We start from the raw sequence: 17,479 nt of genomic DNA on the forward strand, positions 1-17,479 counted from the left end.
TGTCCTCACGTCCGTTCCGACTGCGTCGCGTCATCGTCCGCCGCGCCGGCAGCCACCGCCGGATCGTCGGTGATACCCAGCTCCCGTTCGCGCATGACGGTGTAGATCCGGGCGATGTCGCGCCGCACGGCCTGCAGCCGGCGGTTGTTCGACAGCTGCCCGGTCGCCGCCTGGAACCGGAGGTTGAACAGCTCCTCCTTGGCCTCCCGAAGCTTGTCGACGAGCTCCTCGCCCGACAGGCTCCGCAGCTCGTCCGCGGTAGCGATAGCCATTACGCACCACCTTCACGGACCACGAAACGGCACTTCATCGGCAGCTTGTGGATGGCCCGCCGCATCGCCTCGCGGGCCACCGGCTCCGCGACCCCGGACAGCTCGAACAGGACCCGGCCCGGCTTGACGTTCGCGACCCACCACTCGGGCGAGCCCTTACCAGAACCCATCCGGGTCTCGGCCGGCTTCTTGGTCAGCGGACGGTCCGGGTAGATGTTGATCCAGACCTTTCCACCACGACGGATGTGCCGGGTCATCGCGATACGGGCCGACTCGATCTGCCGGTTCGTCACGTAGGCCGACTCCAAGGCCTGGATCCCGTACTCACCGAACGTGACCCGGGTTCCGCCCTTGGCGGCACCGGTCCGCCCGGGGTGGTGCTGCTTGCGGTGCGCGACCTTCCGGGGAATCAGCATGTCTATTCCTCCGCCTTCTCCGGAGTGTTCGCCACGGCCGCCTCGGCCGGCGCACTCGCCGCCTCGGTGGCGGGCTCCGCGACGGGTGCCGTCGACTCGGTCGCCGCGGCCTCGCCCGCCGGAGTCTCAGCCGGGGCGTTCCCGCCGCCACCACCACGGCCCCGGCGCTCGCCGCGGGCCGCCGCCCGGCCCGCTTCGGTCCCGCCCTGGGTCGTGCCGGACGAGCCGGAACGCGGCCCGCGGCGCGGGCGCTCCCGGCGGGTCTGGCGCTGCAGCGCCTCCTGCGCCTCACGCTCGGCCCGGCTCTGGACGATGTCGCCCTTGTAGATCCAGACCTTCACGCCGATGCGGCCGAAGTTCGTCCGAGCCTCATAGAAGCCGTAGTCGATGTCCGCGCGGAGGGTGTGCAACGGCACCCGACCCTCGCGGTAGAACTCCGACCGGCTCATCTCGGCGCCGCCGAGACGACCCGAGCACTGCACCCGGATCCCCTTCGCGCCGCCCTTCATCGCGGTCTGCATGGCCTTGCGCATCGCCCGGCGGAAGCTGACCCGGCTGGAGAGCTGCTCGGCCACCCCTTGGGCGACGAGCTGGGCGTCGACCTCGGGGTTCTTCACCTCGAGGATGTTGAGCTGCACCTGCTTGCCGGTGAGCTTTTCCAGGTCGCCACGGATGCGGTCGGCCTCGGCGCCACGGCGACCGATGACGATGCCCGGGCGCGCGGTGTGGATGTCCACCCGCAGCCGCCCCTGGGTCCGCTCGATGTCGACCCGGCTGATGCCGGCCCGCTCCATGCCCCGCGACATCATCTTACGGATCTTCACGTCCTCGCCGACGTACGCCTTGTACTGCTTGTCGGCGTACCAACGGGAGGTGAACTCCGAGGTGATGCCAAGCCGGAACCCGTGCGGGTTGACCTTCTGCCCCACTACCGGGCCCTCCTTGTCGTCTTCGCGCCCCGGCCGGCCGCGGAGACCGGCTCCCGGCTCTCCACCACGACGGTGATGTGGCTGGTGCGCTTGCGGATCCGGTAGGCCCGGCCCTGAGCTCGGGGCCGGATGCGCTTGAGCGTCGGCCCCTCGTCCACGTAGACCTCGCCGACCCACAGGGTGGCCGGATCGAGGCTGTGGTTGTTCTCGGCGTTCGCCGCGGCGCTGGCGACAACCTTGTACACGTCCTCGCTGGCCGCCTGCGGAGCGAACCGGAGGATGTCCAGCGCCTCGCCGACCGAGCGCCCGCGCACCAGGTCGACGACCCGGCGGGCCTTCGTCGGCGAGACCCGGACATAGCGGGCCGAGGCCTTGGCCCCGGGAAGACCGGCCCGGGTCAGGCCGTCAACGAGATCGTCAGCCACGGCGTGACCTCCGGTCCTCCTTGACGTGGCCACGGAAGGTCCGGGTCGGGGCGAACTCGCCGAGCTTGTGCCCGACCATGCCCTCGGTGATGAAGACCGGGACGTGCTTGCGGCCGTCGTGCACGGCGATCGTGTGCCCCAGCATGTCGGGGATCACGGTCGACCGGCGCGACCAGGTCTTGATGACGTGCTTGGTGCCCTTGGAGTTCTGCAGATCCACCTTCTTGAGCAGGTGGTCGTCGACGAACGGGCCCTTTTTCAGACTGCGTGGCATGGCTGTGTCTCCTCCTTCCTGCTCAGATCCGATGGGTACGGCTGGTCGGCGGCGCGCTGGTGGCCGACGCGGCCCGGGGCCTGGAGATCACCATTACCGCCGCCTGTTCTGCTTGCGACGACGCACAATGAGCGCGTCGGACGACTTGCGGGTCGCCCGGGTCCGCCCCTCCGGACGGCCCTTGGGGTTGACGGGGTGACGACCGCCGGAGGTCTTACCCTCACCACCACCGTGCGGATGGTCGACCGGGTTCATCGCGACACCGCGCACGGTGGGTCTGCGACCCTTCCAGCGCATCCGGCCGGCCTTACCCCAGTTGATGTTGCTCTGCTCCGCGTTGCCGACCTCGCCGACCGTCGCGCGGCAGCGCACATCCACGTTGCGGATCTCACCGGAGGGCATCCGCAGCTGGGCGTAGGGGCCGTCCTTCGCGACGAGCTGCACACTCGTGCCGGCGCTACGGGCGATCTTCGCACCACCGCCGGGACGCAGCTCGATGGCGTGCACCACCGTGCCGGTCGGGATGTTGCGCAGCGGCAGCGCGTTGCCGGGCTTGATGTCGGCGCCCACGCCGGAACTGACCGTGTCGCCCTGCCTGAGCTTGACCGGCGCGAGGATGTAGCGCTTCTCGCCGTCGAGGTAGTGCAGCAGCGCGATCCGGGCGGTGCGGTTGGGGTCGTACTCGATGTGCGCGACCTTGGCCGGCACCCCGTCCTTGTCCCGCCGGAAGTCGATGACCCGGTACGCCCGCTTGTGCCCGCCGCCCTGGTGCCGGGTGGTGATCCGGCCGTGGACGTTGCGCCCGCCCTTGGAGTGCAGCGGGCGGACCAGCGACTTCTCCGGGTGGTCACGAGTGATCTCGACGAAGTCGGCCACGCTCGCACCACGACGCCCCGGCGTCGTCGGCTTGTACCTACGAATACCCATGGCTTCCTACCGTCCTGGACCCACCGCCGCCACGGAGCGCACGCGCTCAGGCACCGGGGCCTCCGAAGATCTCGATCGTGTCACCGGGAGCCAGGCTCACCAGGGCCCGCTTGGAGGCGGACCGGTGTCCCCAGCCGTGCTTGGTCCGCTTGCGCTTGCCCTGCCGGTTGATGGTGTTCACCCGCAGGACCCGCACATTGAAGATCTGCTGGACCGCGAGCTTGATCTGGGTCTTGTTCGCGTCCGGACGCACGATGAAGGTGTAGACGTTCTCGTCGAGCAGGCCGTAGCTCTTCTCGGAGACGACCGGCCGCAGGATCACGTCACGCGGGTCGGGAATCACTTGTTCTCCTCCGCCCCGGCCACACCTTCGGTGCCCGCGGCAGCCTCGGTCCCGGCGGTGGAGGTTGCCGGACGGGTGTCACGAGCAAGGAACGCGGCCAGCGCATCCTCGATGAAGACCACGTCGTCGCTCACCAGCACGTCATAGGTATTGAGCTGGCCCGGGTCGAGCAGGTGCACCGCCGCGACGTTGCGCAGGCTCTTCCAGGTCAGCTCGTCCGAACGGCTTGCCACCACCAGCACCCGGCGGGTGTCGGCGATCGTCCGCAGCGCGGTGACCGCGCTCTTCGTCGACGGCGTCTCGCCGGAGACCAGCGAGGACACCACGTGCACCCGGTTGTTGCGGGCCCGGTCGGACAGCGCGCCGCGCAGCGCGGCGGCCTTCATCTTCTTCGGGGTCCGCTGGTCGTATCTGCGCGGTGTGGGGCCGTGTACGGTGCCACCGCCGGTGAACTGCGGAGCCCGCAGCGATCCCTGCCGGGCCCGGCCGGTGCCCTTCTGCCGATACGGCTTGCGGCCACCGCCGCGGACCTCGCCGCGGGTCTTCGTGTCGTGCGTGCCCTGGCGGGCCGCCGCGAGCTGCGCCACCACGACCTGGTGGATCAGCGGGATGTTGAGCGGCACGTCGAACACGCCACCGGGCAGCTCGACACTGCCGCCTTCGCCCCCGTTCGGCGCGTGCACCGCGACGGTGCGCGCGGTGACGCTCGGGTCGGATGTGGCCACCCGGCTCATGCCGAGACCTCCTCACCGGTACCGGCCAGCTCGGCCACCGGGGCGATGGCCTCGGGCGCCGGGCGCTTGGCCGCGCTGCGCACGAGGACCAGACCACCATCCGGGCCGGGCACCGCACCCCTGACCAGCAGATAGCCACGCTCGGTGTCGACGGCGTGGATCGTCAGCCCCGAGGTCGTGGTGCGCACATGACCCATCCGGCCGGCCATGCGCAGGCCCTTGAACACGCGACCGGGCGTGGCGCAGCCGCCGACCGACCCCGGCGAGCGGTGCTTGCGCTCGACGCCGTGCCCCGCGCCCAGACCCTTGAACCCGTGACGCTTCATGACACCGGCGAACCCCTTGCCCTTCGAGGTGCCGGTGACGTCAACGACGGTCCCGGCGGAGAACACCTCGCCGGTCAGCTCCTGGCCGGGCCGGTAGTTGCCGGCATCGGCGGTCCGCAGCTCGACGAGGTGGCGCCGGGGCGCCACCCCGCTGGTGGCGAAGTGGCCGCGGGCGGGTTTGTTGATCTTACGCGGGTCGACCTCGCCGTAACCGAGCTGAACGGCCGAGTAGCCGTCCGAGTCAGGCGTCTTGACCTGCGTGACGACGTTGGGTCCGGCCTTGATGACGGTGACCGGCACGACGCGGTTGTTCGCGTCCCATACCTGGGTCATCCCGAGCTTGGTGCCCAGGAGCCCTCTGTAGTTGCGGATGAGCATGACTGCGCCGGCCCCTCTTACAGCTTGATCTCGATATCGACGCCGGCGGGCAGGTCGAGGCGCATAAGCGAGTCGACCGTCTTGGGCGTCGGGTCAAGAATGTCGATCAGCCGCTTGTGCGTCCGCATCTCGAAGTGCTCGCGGCTGTCCTTGTACTTGTGCGGCGACCGGATGACGCAGTAGATGTTCTTCTCCGTCGGCAGCGGCACCGGTCCCGCGACCTGCGCGCCCGTCCGCGTCACCGTCTCGACGATCTTCCGCGCCGAGCTGTCGATGACCTCGTGGTCATAGGCCTTGAGCCGGATGCGGATCTTCTGTGCCGCCATGGTGGGCTTCGCCTGTCCTGTCTGTCTCGTCCGGCCGGTATCGCTACCGGGTCACCGCCCGTAGATCCTCACCGCCGGCCGCGCGGCGAGCCTGGCGCCCCGCCGCCGGCGGAAAGAACCTGCCGGTTGTACCGCTGTCTCGTGCCGGTCCCGCTCGACGTGTCGACCGGGACCGGGCTGCGTCCCTTGCCGGCGGCCGGTTGTCCTCGGCAGCCGAGTCTCGCGAGAGCCCTGCCTGGTCAGGCAGCGCAGTGGGCGGTGGGTCCGTACACACGCCCGGACCCACCGCCCACGGCTACTACTTGAGAACCTTCGTAACCTGGCCCGCGCCGACGGTCCGGCCACCCTCGCGGATGGCGAAGCGCAGACCCTCCTCCATGGCGATCGGCTGGATCAGCTCGACCGTCATCTCGGTGTTGTCCCCCGGCATGACCATCTCCGTGCCCTCGGGGAGGGTCACGACGCCGGTCACGTCGGTGGTGCGGAAGTAGAACTGCGGGCGGTAGTTCTTGAAGAACGGCGTGTGCCGTCCGCCCTCATCCTTGTTGAGGATGTAGACGCGAGCCTCGAACACCGTGTGCGGGGTGATCGACTTCGGCTTGACGATGACCTGGCCGCGCTCGACGTCCTCCCGCTTGATACCGCGCAGGAGCAGACCGACGTTGTCGCCGGCACGCCCCTCGTCGAGCAGCTTGCGGAACATCTCGACACCGGTCACGGTGGTGGAGGTGGTCTCCGGCTTGATACCGACGATCTCCACGGTCTCGTTGACCTTGACGATTCCGCGCTCGACGCGACCGGTGACCACGGTGCCACGACCAGTGATCGTGAAGACGTCCTCGATCGGCATGAGGAACGGCCGGTCGATGTCACGCTGCGGCTCGGGGATCGACTCGTCGACCGCCGCCATGAGCTCGAGGAGCTTGGCGCCCCACTCCTTGTCGCCCTCCAGCGCCTTGAGCGCGGAGACCCGGACGACCGGAACGTCGTCGCCCGGGAACTCGTACGAGCTCAGCAGCTCCCGGACCTCCAGCTCGACGAGCTCGAGGATCTCCTCGTCGTCAACCATGTCGGCCTTGTTCAGGGCGACGACGATGTAGGGCACGCCGACCTGGCGGGCGAGGAGCACGTGCTCCTTCGTCTGCGGCATCGGGCCGTCGGTGGCGGACACGACCAGGATCGCGCCGTCCATCTGAGCGGCACCGGTGATCATGTTCTTGATGTAGTCAGCGTGTCCCGGGCAGTCGACGTGCGCGTAGTGCCGGGTGTCGGTCTGGTACTCGACGTGGGCGATCGAGATCGTGATGCCGCGGGCCTTCTCCTCCGGCGCCTTGTCGATCTGGTCGAACGGCGTGAAGGGGTTGAGGTCCGGGTAGGCGTCGTGCAGGACCTTGGTGATCGCCGCGGTCAGGGTCGTCTTGCCGTGGTCGATGTGACCAATGGTGCCGATATTGACGTGCGGCTTCGTCCGCTCGAACTTCTGCTTCGCCACGGGTGTCCCTCCAAGGACGGGTGGTGTCGTGCGGTGTAGTCAGGTAGGGGTATTGCTCACGCCGTGAGGGCGCTCACTCTCCCCGGGCCTTGGCGATGATCTCCTTGGCGACGTTCGCGGGAACCTCGGCGTAGGAGTCGAACTGCATGGAGTAGCTCGCCCGGCCGGAGGTCTTCGACCGAAGATCACCAACGTAGCCGAACATCTCCGACAGTGGCACCAGCGCCCGTACGATCCGGGAGCCGCCCCGCTCCTCCATCGCCTGGATCTGCCCACGGCGGGAGTTCAGGTCGCCGATCACGTCACCCATGTGGTCCTCGGGGGTGGTGACCTCGACAGCCATCAGGGGCTCGAGCAGCACCGGGTCGGCCTTGCGGGCCGCGTCCTTGAACGCCATCGAACCGGCGATCTTGAATGCGAGTTCGGACGAGTCGACGTCGTGGAACTGGCCGTCGAGCAGGGTGACCTTGACGTCCACCAGCGGGTAGCCGGCGAGCACGCCGAACTCCATGGCCTCCTGGCAGCCCGCATCCACCGAGGGGATGTACTCCCGGGGGATGCGACCACCCGTGACCTTGTTCTCGAACTCGTAGCCACCGCCGTCGCCGCCGGAGGGCTCCAGGTTGATGATCACCCGAGCGTACTGGCCGGATCCACCCGTCTGCTTCTTGTGGGTGTAGTCGACCTTCTCCACCTTGCGGCGGATCGTCTCCCGGTAGGCCACCTGCGGCTTGCCGACGTTCGCCTCGACACCGAACTCGCGGCGCATCCGGTCGACCAGCACATCCAAGTGCAGCTCGCCCATGCCAGCGATGATCGTCTGACCGGTCTCCTCGTCGGTGCGGACCTGGAAGGTCGGGTCCTCCTCGGCGAGCCGCTGGATGGCGGTGCCCAGCTTCTGCTGGTCGGCCTTGGTCTTCGGCTCGATCGCGACGTGGATGACCGGCGCCGGGAACGTCATCGACTCCAGGATCACCGGGGCGTTCGGGTCGCAGAGCGTGTCACCCGTGGTGGTGTTCTTCAGCCCCACCACGGCCACGATCTGTCCCGCCCCGACGCCCTCCCGGTCCTCCCGGTGGTTGGCGTGCATCTGCAGGATGCGGCCGACACGCTCCTTGCGGTCCTTCGTCGAGTTCAGCACCGGCGAACCACCAGTCAGCTTGCCGGAGTACACCCGGATGTAGGTCAGCTTACCCACGTACGGGTCACTCATGATCTTGAAGGCGAGCGCGGAAAACGGCTCGTCCTCGCTCGGCTCCCGGCGGACCTCGGTCTCCTCGTCACCGACCGCATGGCCGACGGTGGCGCCGATGTCCAGCGGGTTCGGCAGGAAGTCGACGACGGCGTCGAGCATGGGCTGGACGCCCTTGTTCTTGAACGCCGAACCGCACAGCACCGGGTTGACCTTGCTCGCCAGAGTCGCGCGGCGCAGGGCTGCGACGAGCTGCTCCGTGGAGGGCTCCTCACCCTCGAGGTAGAGCTCCATGAGCTCGTCGTCGTTCTCAGCGACGGTCTCGAGGAGCTTGTCGCGCCACTCCTGCGCGGCCTCAAGGTGATCCCGCGGGATGTCGACGGTCTCGTAGGAGGCGCCCTTGTCCTCGGTCTTCCAGAGGAGGCCCTTCATGCGGACCAGGTCGATGACACCGCGGAAGTCGGCCTCCACGCCCCACGGGAGCTGGATCACGGCCGGCGTCGCGTCGAGCCGGTCGATCATCATCTCCACGCAGCGGTGGAACTCGGCACCGACCCGGTCCATCTTGTTGACGAAGGCGATACGCGGGACGTTGTAACGGTCGGCCTGCTTCCAGACCGTCTCGCTCTGCGGCTCGACTCCGGCGACCGCGTCGAAGACCGCGACCGCACCGTCAAGGACCCGCAGCGAGCGCTCCACCTCGACGGTGAAGTCGACATGGCCGGGGGTATCGATGATGTTGATGGTGTGGTCGCGCCAGAGACAGGTGGTGGCCGCGGAGGTGATGGTGATCCCCCGCTCCTGCTCCTGCTCCATCCAGTCCATCGTGGCGCCGCCCTCGTGGACCTCACCGATCTTGTAGTTCACACCGGTGTAGAAGAGGATGCGCTCGGTGGTGGTGGTCTTGCCCGCGTCGATGTGGGCCATGATCCCGATGTTGCGGGTCCCGGCCAGCAAGGAACGTACGTCAGATGGCATGTCGGATCACCAGCGGTAGTGGGCGAAGGCCTTGTTGGACTCCGCCATCTTGTGGGTGTCCTCCCGGCGCTTCACGCTGGCGCCGAGGCCGTTGCTTGCGTCGATGAGCTCGTTCATCAGCCGCTCGGTCATCGTCTTCTCGCGACGAGCCCGGGAGTAGCCGACGATCCAGCGCAGCGCGAGGGTAGTGCTCCGGCCGGCGCGAACCTCGACCGGAACCTGGTAGGTGGCACCACCCACCCGGCGGCTGCGCACCTCCAGCGTCGGCTTGACGTTGTCCAGCGCGCGCTTGAGCGTGACGACCGGGTCGTTGCCGGTCTTGTTCTTCGCACCCTCGAGTGCGCCGTACACGATGCGCTCCGCGACCGACTTCTTACCGCTCAACAGCACCTTGTTCACCAGCGCGGTCACCAGCGGCGACCCGTACACCGGGTCGACCACCACGGCGTGCTTGGGCGCAGGCCCCTTGCGCGGCATCAGCCCTTCTCCTTCTTCGCGCCGTAGCGGCTACGAGCCTGCTTACGGTTACGGACGCCCTGCGTGTCGAGAGCGCCTCGGACGATCTTGTACCGGACACCCGGAAGATCCTTCACTCGGCCACCGCGAACCAGGACGATCGAGTGCTCCTGCAGGTTGTGGCCGACCCCGGGGATGTAGGCGGTGACTTCGATCCCGCTGTTCAACCGGACCCGGGCCACCTTGCGCAGGGCCGAGTTCGGCTTCTTCGGGGTGGTCGTGTAGACGCGGGTGCACACACCACGACGCTGAGGGCTTCCCTTGAGTGCCGGGGTCTTGGTCTTCTCGACCTTGTCCTGCCGGCCCTTGCGGACCAGCTGCTGGATCGTGGGCAACGCCGCTCCCGTTCCTGTCACGCCTCGTCGTACTGCCTTGGGCAACCAGACCGGTACGCCGGCCTACCTGCTGCTGTGGTCCGCACCCGATCCACCGGAGTGTCCTCGAGCGGCTTCTCCGACCCACGCGGTCGGGCGTGTCGCGCCATTCGACCGAAACCTCGATGCAATGATCCAGTTCCGGCGAGGAGCACGCCAGCCCGCCCGTCCGCTTTGCGGAACCGAGCTCGACAGTCGCCGACGGATACCCGAATAGTGACTTTACGTCAACCTAGCGAGCACCACGGCGCCACATCGAAGTGCAGGACGCACGCCGGAGCCACGTGGACTCCGACCACAGGGCTCAACAGTACTCCACGCCCGCGCCAGGTGTCGAACGGGGGTGTCCGGCGAAATCCCACGCAGACCCCACGCGCACTATGCACGCGACGGGCGTACGCACTCGACGAACGGCACAGGCGGGCACCAGCACGGCCCCCCGTACTGGCACGCTGGACCTACTGGCACGCTGTACGGGACAGCACGATACCGGCATCGGAGGCCCGCGAGGACATGTCTGACGCAGCCAGCGCACGATTCGCGGCCGCCCCCACCCGACGCCGGCCGAGCCGGGACGCGCTGCTCGCGGCCTACGGGACCACCGTCCCGGATCTGGTCGCCCCGGCCACCGTCGTGCTGCTCTGCGGGATCAACCCGTCCCTCGAGTCCGGGGCCACCGGCTTTCACTTCGGCACGCCGAGCAACCGGCTGTGGCCGGTGCTGCACCTCGCCGGCTTCACCCCACGCCGGTTGCATCCCAGCGAGACCGACGAACTGGTCCGCCGGGGCATCAGCATCACCAATCTCGTCCACCGCTCCACCGCGCGCGCCGACGAGATCAGCGATGACGAGGTCCGCGCCGGCGTGCCCCGGCTCACCGAACTCGTCGAACGGGTCGCACCCCGGTGGGTGGCCTTCCTCGGCCTGGCCGCCTACCGGATCGGGTTCGGACGCCGCGGCGCGAAGGTCGGCCGCCAGGCGGAGACCCTGGGACCCGCCGGCGTCTGGCTCCTGCCCAATCCGAGCGGCCTGAACGCGCACTACCAGCTGCCCGACCTGGTCCGGGTCTACGGCGAGCTACGCGAAACCGCCTATTCCTGACCCACCCGCCACATTTCCGAGGAGGGTCGCAGCCAGGCCTGCCGGCAGATGCGCGCGTACCGGGGCCCAGAAGTCGGCTCCGGGGGGCGCCTCGACCTCGATGCGGGAGCCACCGGCCCAAGCCGCATCGAAGGCGAGCCGCCACGAGTGCAGCAGGGTGCGGGCGGTGGCATCGCGGCCGAACAGCGGATCGCCCTCGATCGGGTGCCCGATCCAGGCCAGATGCACCCGGATCTGGTGGCGCCGCCCGCTGACCGGCGTGACCGCGAGCAGGGTGTACTCGCCGCCCTCCCACACCCGGATGAAGGTTGTGACGGACGGGTATGTCCGGACGTGGGGGAACACCGCGGCGGGCGGAACTGTCCAGCGTCCGGCGCCGGCGCCGGCGCCGGCGCCGGACGAGCCAACCTCTGCCCGGGCCGCCTCCGCCAGGTCGGCCACCTCCGCCAAGGGGGCCACCTCCGCCAAGGGGGCCACCTCCGCCAGGTCGGCCATGATGTCGGCCCGGTTCGCCGCCACCCGGACCCGGCTCTTGCGCCCCACACTCAGCGGCAGGTCGACGGTCCCCGAGGCGGGCAGTCCGCGGGTGCGGGTCAGGACGAGGTAGCGCTTGTCCACCGTGCGGCGCTGGAACTGCCGGGTGAGATCACCGTGGAACCGCAACTGCCGGGCGAAGAGCACCAGGCCCGAGGTGACCTTGTCGATGCGGTGCACCGGGAACAGCTCCTCGCCGTCATCCCCGGCGAGGGTAACGAGATCGGTGTCGTGCCGCTCTCCCATGACCGAGATGCCGACGGGTTTGTCGAGCACGAGAATGGCCTCATCCTCGTAGATCATTCGTTCCCGGCGGATCTCGGTCCACTCGCGGTCAGCCCCGGTCACGTCCACTGCCGGGGAGCGCTTCGATGACCACTGTCCGACAAGGCGCGGCCAACCGACTCAGGTCGTCGTGGTCGCCGGTCAGAATCACGCCGCCGCCACCTTCCACCGCCACCGCATGTACCTGCCCCTGTCCTGCCGATTTTCGCCTCTGCGCGCTGTCCCACCAGCGGGCTTCGGACCTGGACGCGCAACCGGCCCGGCACCCTGGTGAGGGCGCCGGGCCGGTCCTGATCGATCGGGCTCTGGTCAGCTCCGCTCGGTCAGCCTCGCGACCTGCTTACGCGCGACCTGCTCAGCGGAAGTCTCCCGAGCTGCGGTAGTCGAACTCGTCCAGCGGGACCGCCTGGCCGGAGCCCGTGCCGAACGCACCGTACTCGACGCCGCCGTCCTCGTAGGCACCGACGGAGTACATCGCCGCACGTGCCTCCTCGGTCGGCTCGACCCGGATGTTGCGGTACCGGGAGATCCCGGTGCCGGCCGGGATGAGCTTTCCGATGATGACGTTCTCCTTCAGGCCGACGAGCGAGTCCGACCGGGCGTTGATCGCCGCGTCGGTGAGCACCCGAGTCGTCTCCTGGAAGGAGGCCGCCGACAGCCACGACTCGGTCGCCAGCGACGCCTTGGTGATCCCCATGAGGACCGGGCGGGCCGAGGCCGGCTGGCCACCGGTTTCCACCACCCGACGGTTCTCCGCCTCGAACCGGGCCCGCTCGCAGAGCTCGCCGGGCAGCAGGGTGGTGTCGCCCGACTCGAGAACGTTCACCCGCTTGAGCATCTGGCGGATGATGATTTCGATGTGCTTGTCGTGGATCGACACACCCTGCGACCGGTAGACCTCCTGGACCTGGTCCACCAGGTGGAGCTGGACCTGGCGCGGCCCGAGGATGCGCAACACCTCGTGCGGGTCGACGGCACCGTCGACAATCTGGCTGCCGACCTCGATGTGGTCGCCCTCGCGGACCCGCAGGCGCGAACGCCGCGAGACCGGGTAGGCGATCTCGTCGCTGCCGTCGTCCGGCACCACCACAACCTTGAAGGTCTTCTCGGTCTCCTCGATCTTCACCCGGCCGGAGACCTCGGTGATGGGGGCCTTGCCCTTCGGGCTGCGCGCCTCGAACAGCTCGACGACACGCGGCAGACCCTGGGTGATGTCGTCGCCGGCGACGCCACCGCTGTGGAAGGTACGCATCGTCAGCTGGGTGCCGGGCTCACCGATGGACTGCGCGGCGACGATGCCGACGGCCTCACCGACGTCAACCAGCTTGCCGGTGGCGAGCGAGCGCCCGTAGCACTGGGCGCACACCCCCATCCGGGACTCGCAGGTCAGCGCCGAGCGGACCCGCACCTGCTCGATACCGGCCTCGATGATCTGGCTGATCGCGACGTCCCCGGCGTCGGTGCCGGCGGGCACGATGACCTCGCCGTTCGCGTCGATCGCGTCGGAGGCCAGGGTCCGCGCGTACGCCGAGGTCTCGGCGTACCGGTCCCGGACCAGCACCCCGTCGGCGCCCTTGCGGGCGATCCGAGTGAGGATGCCGCGCTCGGTGCCGCAGTCCTCCTCGCGGACGATGACGTCCTGGCTGACGTCGACGAGCCGCCGGGTCAGATACCCCGAGTCCGCGGTGCGCAGGGCGGTGTCGGCGAGTCCCTTACGGGCACCGTGGGTGGAGATGAAGTACTCCAGCACGGTCAGGCCCTCGCGGAAGTTCGCCTTGATCGGCCGCGGGATGATCTCACCCTTCGGGTTGGAGACCAGACCACGCATGCCGGCGAGCTGCCGGATCTGCATCATGTTTCCAGCGGCTCCGGAGTTGACCAGCACGTAGACCGGGTTGGTCGCCGGGAAGTTCTCCTCCATCGCCTCGGCGATCTTGTTGGTCGCCTCGGTCCAGATCTGGACCAGCTCGCTGCGGCGCTCCTCGTCGGACAGGAAGCCGCGGTCGAACTGCTTCTGGACCCGGTCGGCGCGCTGCTCGTAGTCGTCGAGGATCTCGGCCTTGTTCGGCGGCGCGACGACGTCCTCGATCGCGACGGTGACCCCGGACCGGGTGGCCCAGTAGAAACCAGCGCTCTTCAGGGCGTCCAGGGTCGCCGCTACCTGGATCTTCGGGTACCGCTCGGCCAGGTCGTTGACGATCGCGGCCTGGGCCTTCTTGTTCAGCTGGGCGTTGATGAAGGGGTAGCCCTCCGGCAGCGCCTCGTTGAGCAGGCAACGACCGAACGTGGTCTCCAGGGTGAACACGTCCCCGGTGACCCAGTCGGCGGGCGGGACCCAGTCCGACGGCGGGGTGGTGTCCCGCAACCGCACCCTGATCTTCGCCTGAAGGGTGATCTCCCGGGCGTCGAAGGCCATCTGCGCCTCGGCGACGCTGGAGAACGCCCGCCCCTCGCCGAGCGCCCCCTCGGCCAGACGGGACAGGTGGAACACCCCGGTCACCATGTCGAGGCTCGGCATCGCCAGCGGCCGGCCCGATGCGGGCGAGAGAATGTTGTTGCTCGACAGCATCAGGATCCGCGCCTCGGCCTGCGCCTCGGCGGACAGCGGCAGGTGCACCGCCATCTGGTCGCCGTCGAAGTCGGCGTTGAACGCCGTGCAGACCAGCGGGTGGATCTGGATGGCCTTGCCCTCGACGAGCTGCGGCTCGAAGGCCTGGATGCCGAGGCGGTGCAGGGTCGGCGCCCGGTTGAGCAGCACGGGGTGCTCGGTGATGACCTCCTCGAGCACGTCCCACACGACCGGGCGGGCCCGCTCGACCATCCGCTTCGCCGACTTGATGTTCTGCGCGTGGTTGAGATCCACCAGGCGCTTCATCACGAACGGCTTGAACAGCTCCAGCGCCATCTGCTTGGGCAGACCGCACTGGTGCAGCTTGAGCTGCGGACCGACGACGATGACCGAACGGCCGGAGTAGTCGACCCGCTTGCCCAGCAGGTTCTGGCGGAACCGGCCCTGCTTGCCCTTGAGCATGTCGGACAGCGACTTCAGCGGGCGGTTACCCGGGCCGGTGACCGGCCGGCCGCGGCGGCCGTTGTCGAACAGCGCGTCGACGGCCTCCTGCAGCATCCGCTTCTCGTTGTTGACGATGATCTCGGGCGCGCCGAGGTCGAGCAGCCGCTTCAACCGGTTGTTCCGGTTGATCACCCGGCGGTACAGGTCGTTGAGGTCCGAGGTGGCGAACCGGCCACCATCGAGCTGCACCATCGGGCGCAGATCGGGTGGGATCACCGGGACGCAGTCGAGCACCATCCCCATCGGGGAGTTGCGGGTGTTCAGGAACGCGGAGACGACCTTGAGCCGCTTGAGCGCACGGGCCTTCTTCTGCCCCTTGCCGCTGCGGATGGTCTCGCGCAGCGACTCCGCCTCGGCGGCCAGGTCGAAGTCGGCCAGCCGGCGCTGCAGCGCCTCGGCGCCCATGCCGCCGTCGAAGTACGCACCGAACCGGTCGCGCAGCTCGCGGTAGAGCAGCTCGTCCGGCTCCAGGTCCTGGACCTTCATGTTCTTGAACCGGTCGAAGACGCGGTCCAGGTCGTCGATCTTGCGCTGCGAACGGTCGCGGAGCTGGCGCATCTCGCGCTCGGCCGACTCTCGGACCTTGCGGCGCGCGTCGCCCTTGGCGCCCTCGGCTTCAAGCTGGGCGAGGTCGGCCTCGAGCCGCTTCTGCCGGACTTCCACGTCGGCGTTCTTCTTGTCCTCGAGCTGCTGCTTCTCGACGCCGATGCGGGCCTCGAGGGTCGGCAGATCGCGGTGGCGGGCGTCCGCGTCCACCTTGGTGATCATGTACGCGGCGAAGTAGATGACCTTCTCGAGGTCCTTCGGCGCGAGGTCCAGCAGGTAGCCGAGGCGGCTCGGGACACCCTTGAAGTACCAGATGTGGGTGACCGGCGCAGCCAGCTCGATGTGGCCCATGCGCTCACGGCGGACCTTGGCCCGGGTCACCTCGACGCCACAGCGCTCACAGATGATGCCCTTGAACCGGACCCGCTTGTACTTGCCGCAGTAGCACTCCCAGTCCCGGGTCGGACCGAAGATCTTCTCGCAGAAGAGCCCGTCCTTCTCCGGCTTCAGGGTGCGGTAGTTGATCGTCTCGGGCTTCTTGACCTCACCGTGCGACCACTGGCGGATGTCATCCGCGGTGGCGAGACCGATGCGCAGTTCGTCGAAGAAGTTGACGTCCAGCAAGACTGTCGCCTGCTCTCTCTTTCTCGGTCGGGACGCTGGAGTCGGATGGAGCCGCCGGGGGCCTCGCCGCCCATCAGGGCGGGTGCGTCGGACCCCCGGCGTCCGTCAGACCTCCTCGACGCTGCTCGGCTCACGCCGGGACAGGTCGATCCCGAGTTCCTCCGCCGCACGGAAGACGTCCTCGTCGGTGTCACGCATCTCGATCTGCACGCCATCGCTGGAGAGCACCTCGACGTTGAGGCACAGCGACTGCATCTCCTTGATGAGCACCTTGAACGACTCCGGGATACCGGGCTCCGGAATGTTCTCGCCCTTGACGATCGCCTCGTAGACCTTGACCCGGCCCACGACGTCGTCGGACTTGATGGTCAGCAGTTCCTGCAGGGCGTAGGCGGCGCCGTACGCCTCCAGCGCCCACACCTCCATCTCGCCGAACCGCTGGCCACCGAACTGCGCCTTACCACCCAGGGGCTGCTGGGTGATCATTGAGTAGGGACCGGTCGACCGGGCGTGGATCTTGTCGTCGACCAGGTGCAGCAACTTGAGGATGTAGATGTAGCCGACCGCCACCGGGTAGGGGTACGGCTCACCGGTCCGGCCGTCGAACAGCTTGGCCTTGCCGGAGGAGCCGATCAGCTGGATGCCGTCGCGGTTGGGCAGGGTGGAGTCGAGCAGACCGGTGATCTCCTCCTCGCGGGCACCGTCGAAGACGGGGGTCGCCACATTGGTGCCGGCCGAGGCGGCGTCCGCGCCGATGCCACGCAGCCGCTCCTTCCAGTCCTCGGTGCCGGAGTCGACCTGCCAGCCGGTCTTGGCCACCCACCCGAGGTGGGTCTCCAGGATCTGGCCGAGGTTCATCCGGCGCGGCACGCCGTGCGGGTTGAGCACGACGTCGACGGCGGTGCCGTCCTCGAGGAAGGGCATGTCCTCGACGGGCAGGATCTTGGCGATGACACCCTTGTTGCCGTGCCGGCCGGCAAGCTTGTCCCCGTCGGTGATCTTTCGCTTCTGGGCGACGTAGACCCGGACCAGCTCGTTGACCCCGGGCGGGAGCTCGTCGCCGTCCTCGCGGGAGAACACCCGCACGCCGATGACCTTGCCGGACTCACCGTGCGGCACCTTCAGCGAGGTGTCACGGACCTCCCGGGCCTTCTCCCCGAAGATCGCGCGCAACAGGCGCTCCTCGGGGGTCAGCTCGGTCTCGCCCTTGGGTGTGACCTTGCCGACCAGGACATCGCCGGGCGAGACCTCGGCGCCGATCCGGATGATCCCCCGCTCGTCGAGGTCGGCGAGAACCTCCTCGGCGACGTTCGGGATGTCCCGGGTGATCTCCTCCGGGCCGAGCTTGGTGTCGCGGGCGTCGACCTCGTGCTCCTCGATGTGGATCGAGGACAGCACGTCGTCCTGGACGAGA

18 protein-coding genes are annotated in these 17,479 nt (G+C 68.6%); 1 reads left to right on the top strand and 17 read right to left on the bottom strand.

What is annotated here, in order from left to right:
* Positions 1 to 5: 5 nt before the first annotated feature.
* The 14 genes from rpmC to rpsL form a co-directional block, all read right to left on the bottom strand.
* Complete coding sequence (gene rpmC, locus AC08OO_RS01325) at positions 6 to 272, bottom strand: 50S ribosomal protein L29 (RefSeq protein ID WP_476608875.1); 267 nt, start codon at positions 270 to 272, stop codon at positions 6 to 8.
* A complete protein-coding gene (rplP, locus tag AC08OO_RS01330; RefSeq protein ID WP_009740521.1) occupies positions 272 to 688 on the bottom strand; it encodes a 50S ribosomal protein L16 in 417 nt (138 codons plus the stop codon). The genes rpmC and rplP overlap by 1 nt, the downstream gene beginning before the upstream one ends.
* 2 nt (positions 689 to 690) lie before the next feature.
* Positions 691 to 1,617: a 30S ribosomal protein S3 gene (gene rpsC / locus AC08OO_RS01335; RefSeq protein ID WP_476608874.1), complete on the bottom strand. Its 927-nt coding sequence runs from the start codon at positions 1,615 to 1,617 to the stop codon at positions 691 to 693.
* Positions 1,617 to 2,042: a 50S ribosomal protein L22 gene (gene rplV, locus AC08OO_RS01340; protein ID WP_011435044.1), complete on the bottom strand. Its 426-nt coding sequence runs from the start codon at positions 2,040 to 2,042 to the stop codon at positions 1,617 to 1,619. The genes rpsC and rplV overlap by 1 nt, the downstream gene beginning before the upstream one ends.
* Positions 2,035 to 2,316: a 30S ribosomal protein S19 gene (gene rpsS, locus AC08OO_RS01345; RefSeq protein WP_011435043.1), complete on the bottom strand. Its 282-nt coding sequence runs from the start codon at positions 2,314 to 2,316 to the stop codon at positions 2,035 to 2,037. Before rpsS ends, rplV begins: the two co-directional genes overlap by 8 nt.
* Before the next feature lie 93 nt (positions 2,317 to 2,409).
* Positions 2,410 to 3,243 (bottom strand): 50S ribosomal protein L2, encoded by an 834-nt coding sequence (gene rplB, locus AC08OO_RS01350; protein WP_011435042.1) that lies wholly within the window; start codon positions 3,241 to 3,243, stop codon positions 2,410 to 2,412.
* 46 nt (positions 3,244 to 3,289) lie between these two features.
* Complete coding sequence (rplW, locus tag AC08OO_RS01355) at positions 3,290 to 3,586, bottom strand: 50S ribosomal protein L23 (protein ID WP_011435041.1); 297 nt, start codon at positions 3,584 to 3,586, stop codon at positions 3,290 to 3,292.
* Positions 3,583 to 4,320 (bottom strand): 50S ribosomal protein L4, encoded by a 738-nt coding sequence (rplD, locus tag AC08OO_RS01360; protein ID WP_011435040.1) that lies wholly within the window; start codon positions 4,318 to 4,320, stop codon positions 3,583 to 3,585. The genes rplW and rplD overlap by 4 nt, the downstream gene beginning before the upstream one ends.
* Complete coding sequence (gene rplC / locus AC08OO_RS01365) at positions 4,317 to 5,024, bottom strand: 50S ribosomal protein L3 (RefSeq protein WP_476608872.1); 708 nt, start codon at positions 5,022 to 5,024, stop codon at positions 4,317 to 4,319. Before rplC ends, rplD begins: the two co-directional genes overlap by 4 nt.
* 17 nt (positions 5,025 to 5,041) lie before the next feature.
* Positions 5,042 to 5,350, bottom strand: coding sequence for a 30S ribosomal protein S10 (rpsJ, locus tag AC08OO_RS01370; protein ID WP_007514815.1), 309 nt, complete (start codon positions 5,348 to 5,350; stop codon positions 5,042 to 5,044).
* A gap of 298 nt (positions 5,351 to 5,648) precedes the next feature.
* Positions 5,649 to 6,842, bottom strand: coding sequence for an elongation factor Tu (gene tuf / locus AC08OO_RS01375; protein WP_011435038.1), 1,194 nt, complete (start codon positions 6,840 to 6,842; stop codon positions 5,649 to 5,651).
* Between the two features lie 73 nt (positions 6,843 to 6,915).
* Positions 6,916 to 9,012, bottom strand: a complete 2,097-nt coding sequence (gene fusA / locus AC08OO_RS01380; RefSeq protein WP_011435037.1) for an elongation factor G — start codon at positions 9,010 to 9,012, stop codon at positions 6,916 to 6,918.
* Positions 9,013 to 9,018: 6 nt separating this feature from the next.
* Positions 9,019 to 9,489 carry a 30S ribosomal protein S7 gene (gene rpsG, locus AC08OO_RS01385; RefSeq protein ID WP_009740531.1) on the bottom strand — a complete coding sequence of 157 codons (471 nt, stop codon included), beginning with the start codon at positions 9,487 to 9,489 and terminating at the stop codon, positions 9,019 to 9,021.
* Positions 9,489 to 9,863 carry a 30S ribosomal protein S12 gene (gene rpsL, locus AC08OO_RS01390; RefSeq protein ID WP_009740532.1) on the bottom strand — a complete coding sequence of 125 codons (375 nt, stop codon included), beginning with the start codon at positions 9,861 to 9,863 and terminating at the stop codon, positions 9,489 to 9,491. Before rpsL ends, rpsG begins: the two co-directional genes overlap by 1 nt.
* A 552-nt stretch (positions 9,864 to 10,415) precedes the next feature.
* Here rpsL and mug point away from each other — a divergent pair.
* Entirely contained in the window at positions 10,416 to 11,003 is a 588-nt protein-coding gene (mug, locus tag AC08OO_RS01395) for a G/U mismatch-specific DNA glycosylase (protein WP_476608870.1), read from the top strand.
* Here the strand turns inward: mug and AC08OO_RS01400 are convergent.
* The 3 genes from AC08OO_RS01400 to AC08OO_RS01410 all read right to left on the bottom strand — a co-directional run.
* Positions 10,980 to 11,840 (bottom strand): RluA family pseudouridine synthase, encoded by an 861-nt coding sequence (locus AC08OO_RS01400; RefSeq protein WP_476618160.1) that lies wholly within the window; start codon positions 11,838 to 11,840, stop codon positions 10,980 to 10,982. The two genes, mug and AC08OO_RS01400, sit on opposite strands and share 24 nt — an antisense overlap.
* Before the next feature lie 337 nt (positions 11,841 to 12,177).
* Positions 12,178 to 16,065 (bottom strand): DNA-directed RNA polymerase subunit beta', encoded by a 3,888-nt coding sequence (locus tag AC08OO_RS01405; protein WP_476605936.1) that lies wholly within the window; start codon positions 16,063 to 16,065, stop codon positions 12,178 to 12,180.
* Positions 16,066 to 16,170: 105 nt separating this feature from the next.
* Positions 16,171 to 17,479: DNA-directed RNA polymerase subunit beta (locus AC08OO_RS01410; RefSeq protein ID WP_476618157.1), on the bottom strand; the 1,309-nt coding region annotated here is incomplete at its 5' end.

The sequence above is a fragment of the Frankia sp. CeCAU1 genome (genome assembly GCF_977971845.1).

What these genes read in the sequence shown, in the direction of transcription:
- rpmC (WP_476608875.1), bottom strand. Translation starts at nt 272, where the DNA reads ATGGCTATCGCTACCGCGGACGAGCTGCGGAGCCTGTCGGGCGAGGAG.
- rplP (WP_009740521.1), bottom strand. Translation starts at nt 688, where the DNA reads ATGCTGATTCCCCGGAAGGTCGCGCACCGCAAGCAGCACCACCCCGGG.
- rpsS (WP_011435043.1), bottom strand. Translation starts at nt 2,316, where the DNA reads ATGCCACGCAGTCTGAAAAAGGGCCCGTTCGTCGACGACCACCTGCTC.
- rplB (WP_011435042.1), bottom strand. Translation starts at nt 3,243, where the DNA reads ATGGGTATTCGTAGGTACAAGCCGACGACGCCGGGGCGTCGTGGTGCG.
- rplD (WP_011435040.1), bottom strand. Translation starts at nt 4,320, where the DNA reads ATGAGCCGGGTGGCCACATCCGACCCGAGCGTCACCGCGCGCACCGTC.
- rplC (WP_476608872.1), bottom strand. Translation starts at nt 5,024, where the DNA reads ATGCTCATCCGCAACTACAGAGGGCTCCTGGGCACCAAGCTCGGGATG.
- rpsJ (WP_007514815.1), bottom strand. Translation starts at nt 5,350, where the DNA reads ATGGCGGCACAGAAGATCCGCATCCGGCTCAAGGCCTATGACCACGAG.
- fusA (WP_011435037.1), bottom strand. Translation starts at nt 9,012, where the DNA reads ATGCCATCTGACGTACGTTCCTTGCTGGCCGGGACCCGCAACATCGGG.
- rpsG (WP_009740531.1), bottom strand. Translation starts at nt 9,489, where the DNA reads ATGCCGCGCAAGGGGCCTGCGCCCAAGCACGCCGTGGTGGTCGACCCG.
- mug (WP_476608870.1), top strand. Translation starts at nt 10,416, where the DNA reads ATGTCTGACGCAGCCAGCGCACGATTCGCGGCCGCCCCCACCCGACGC.
- AC08OO_RS01400 (WP_476618160.1), bottom strand. Translation starts at nt 11,840, where the DNA reads ATGATCTACGAGGATGAGGCCATTCTCGTGCTCGACAAACCCGTCGGC.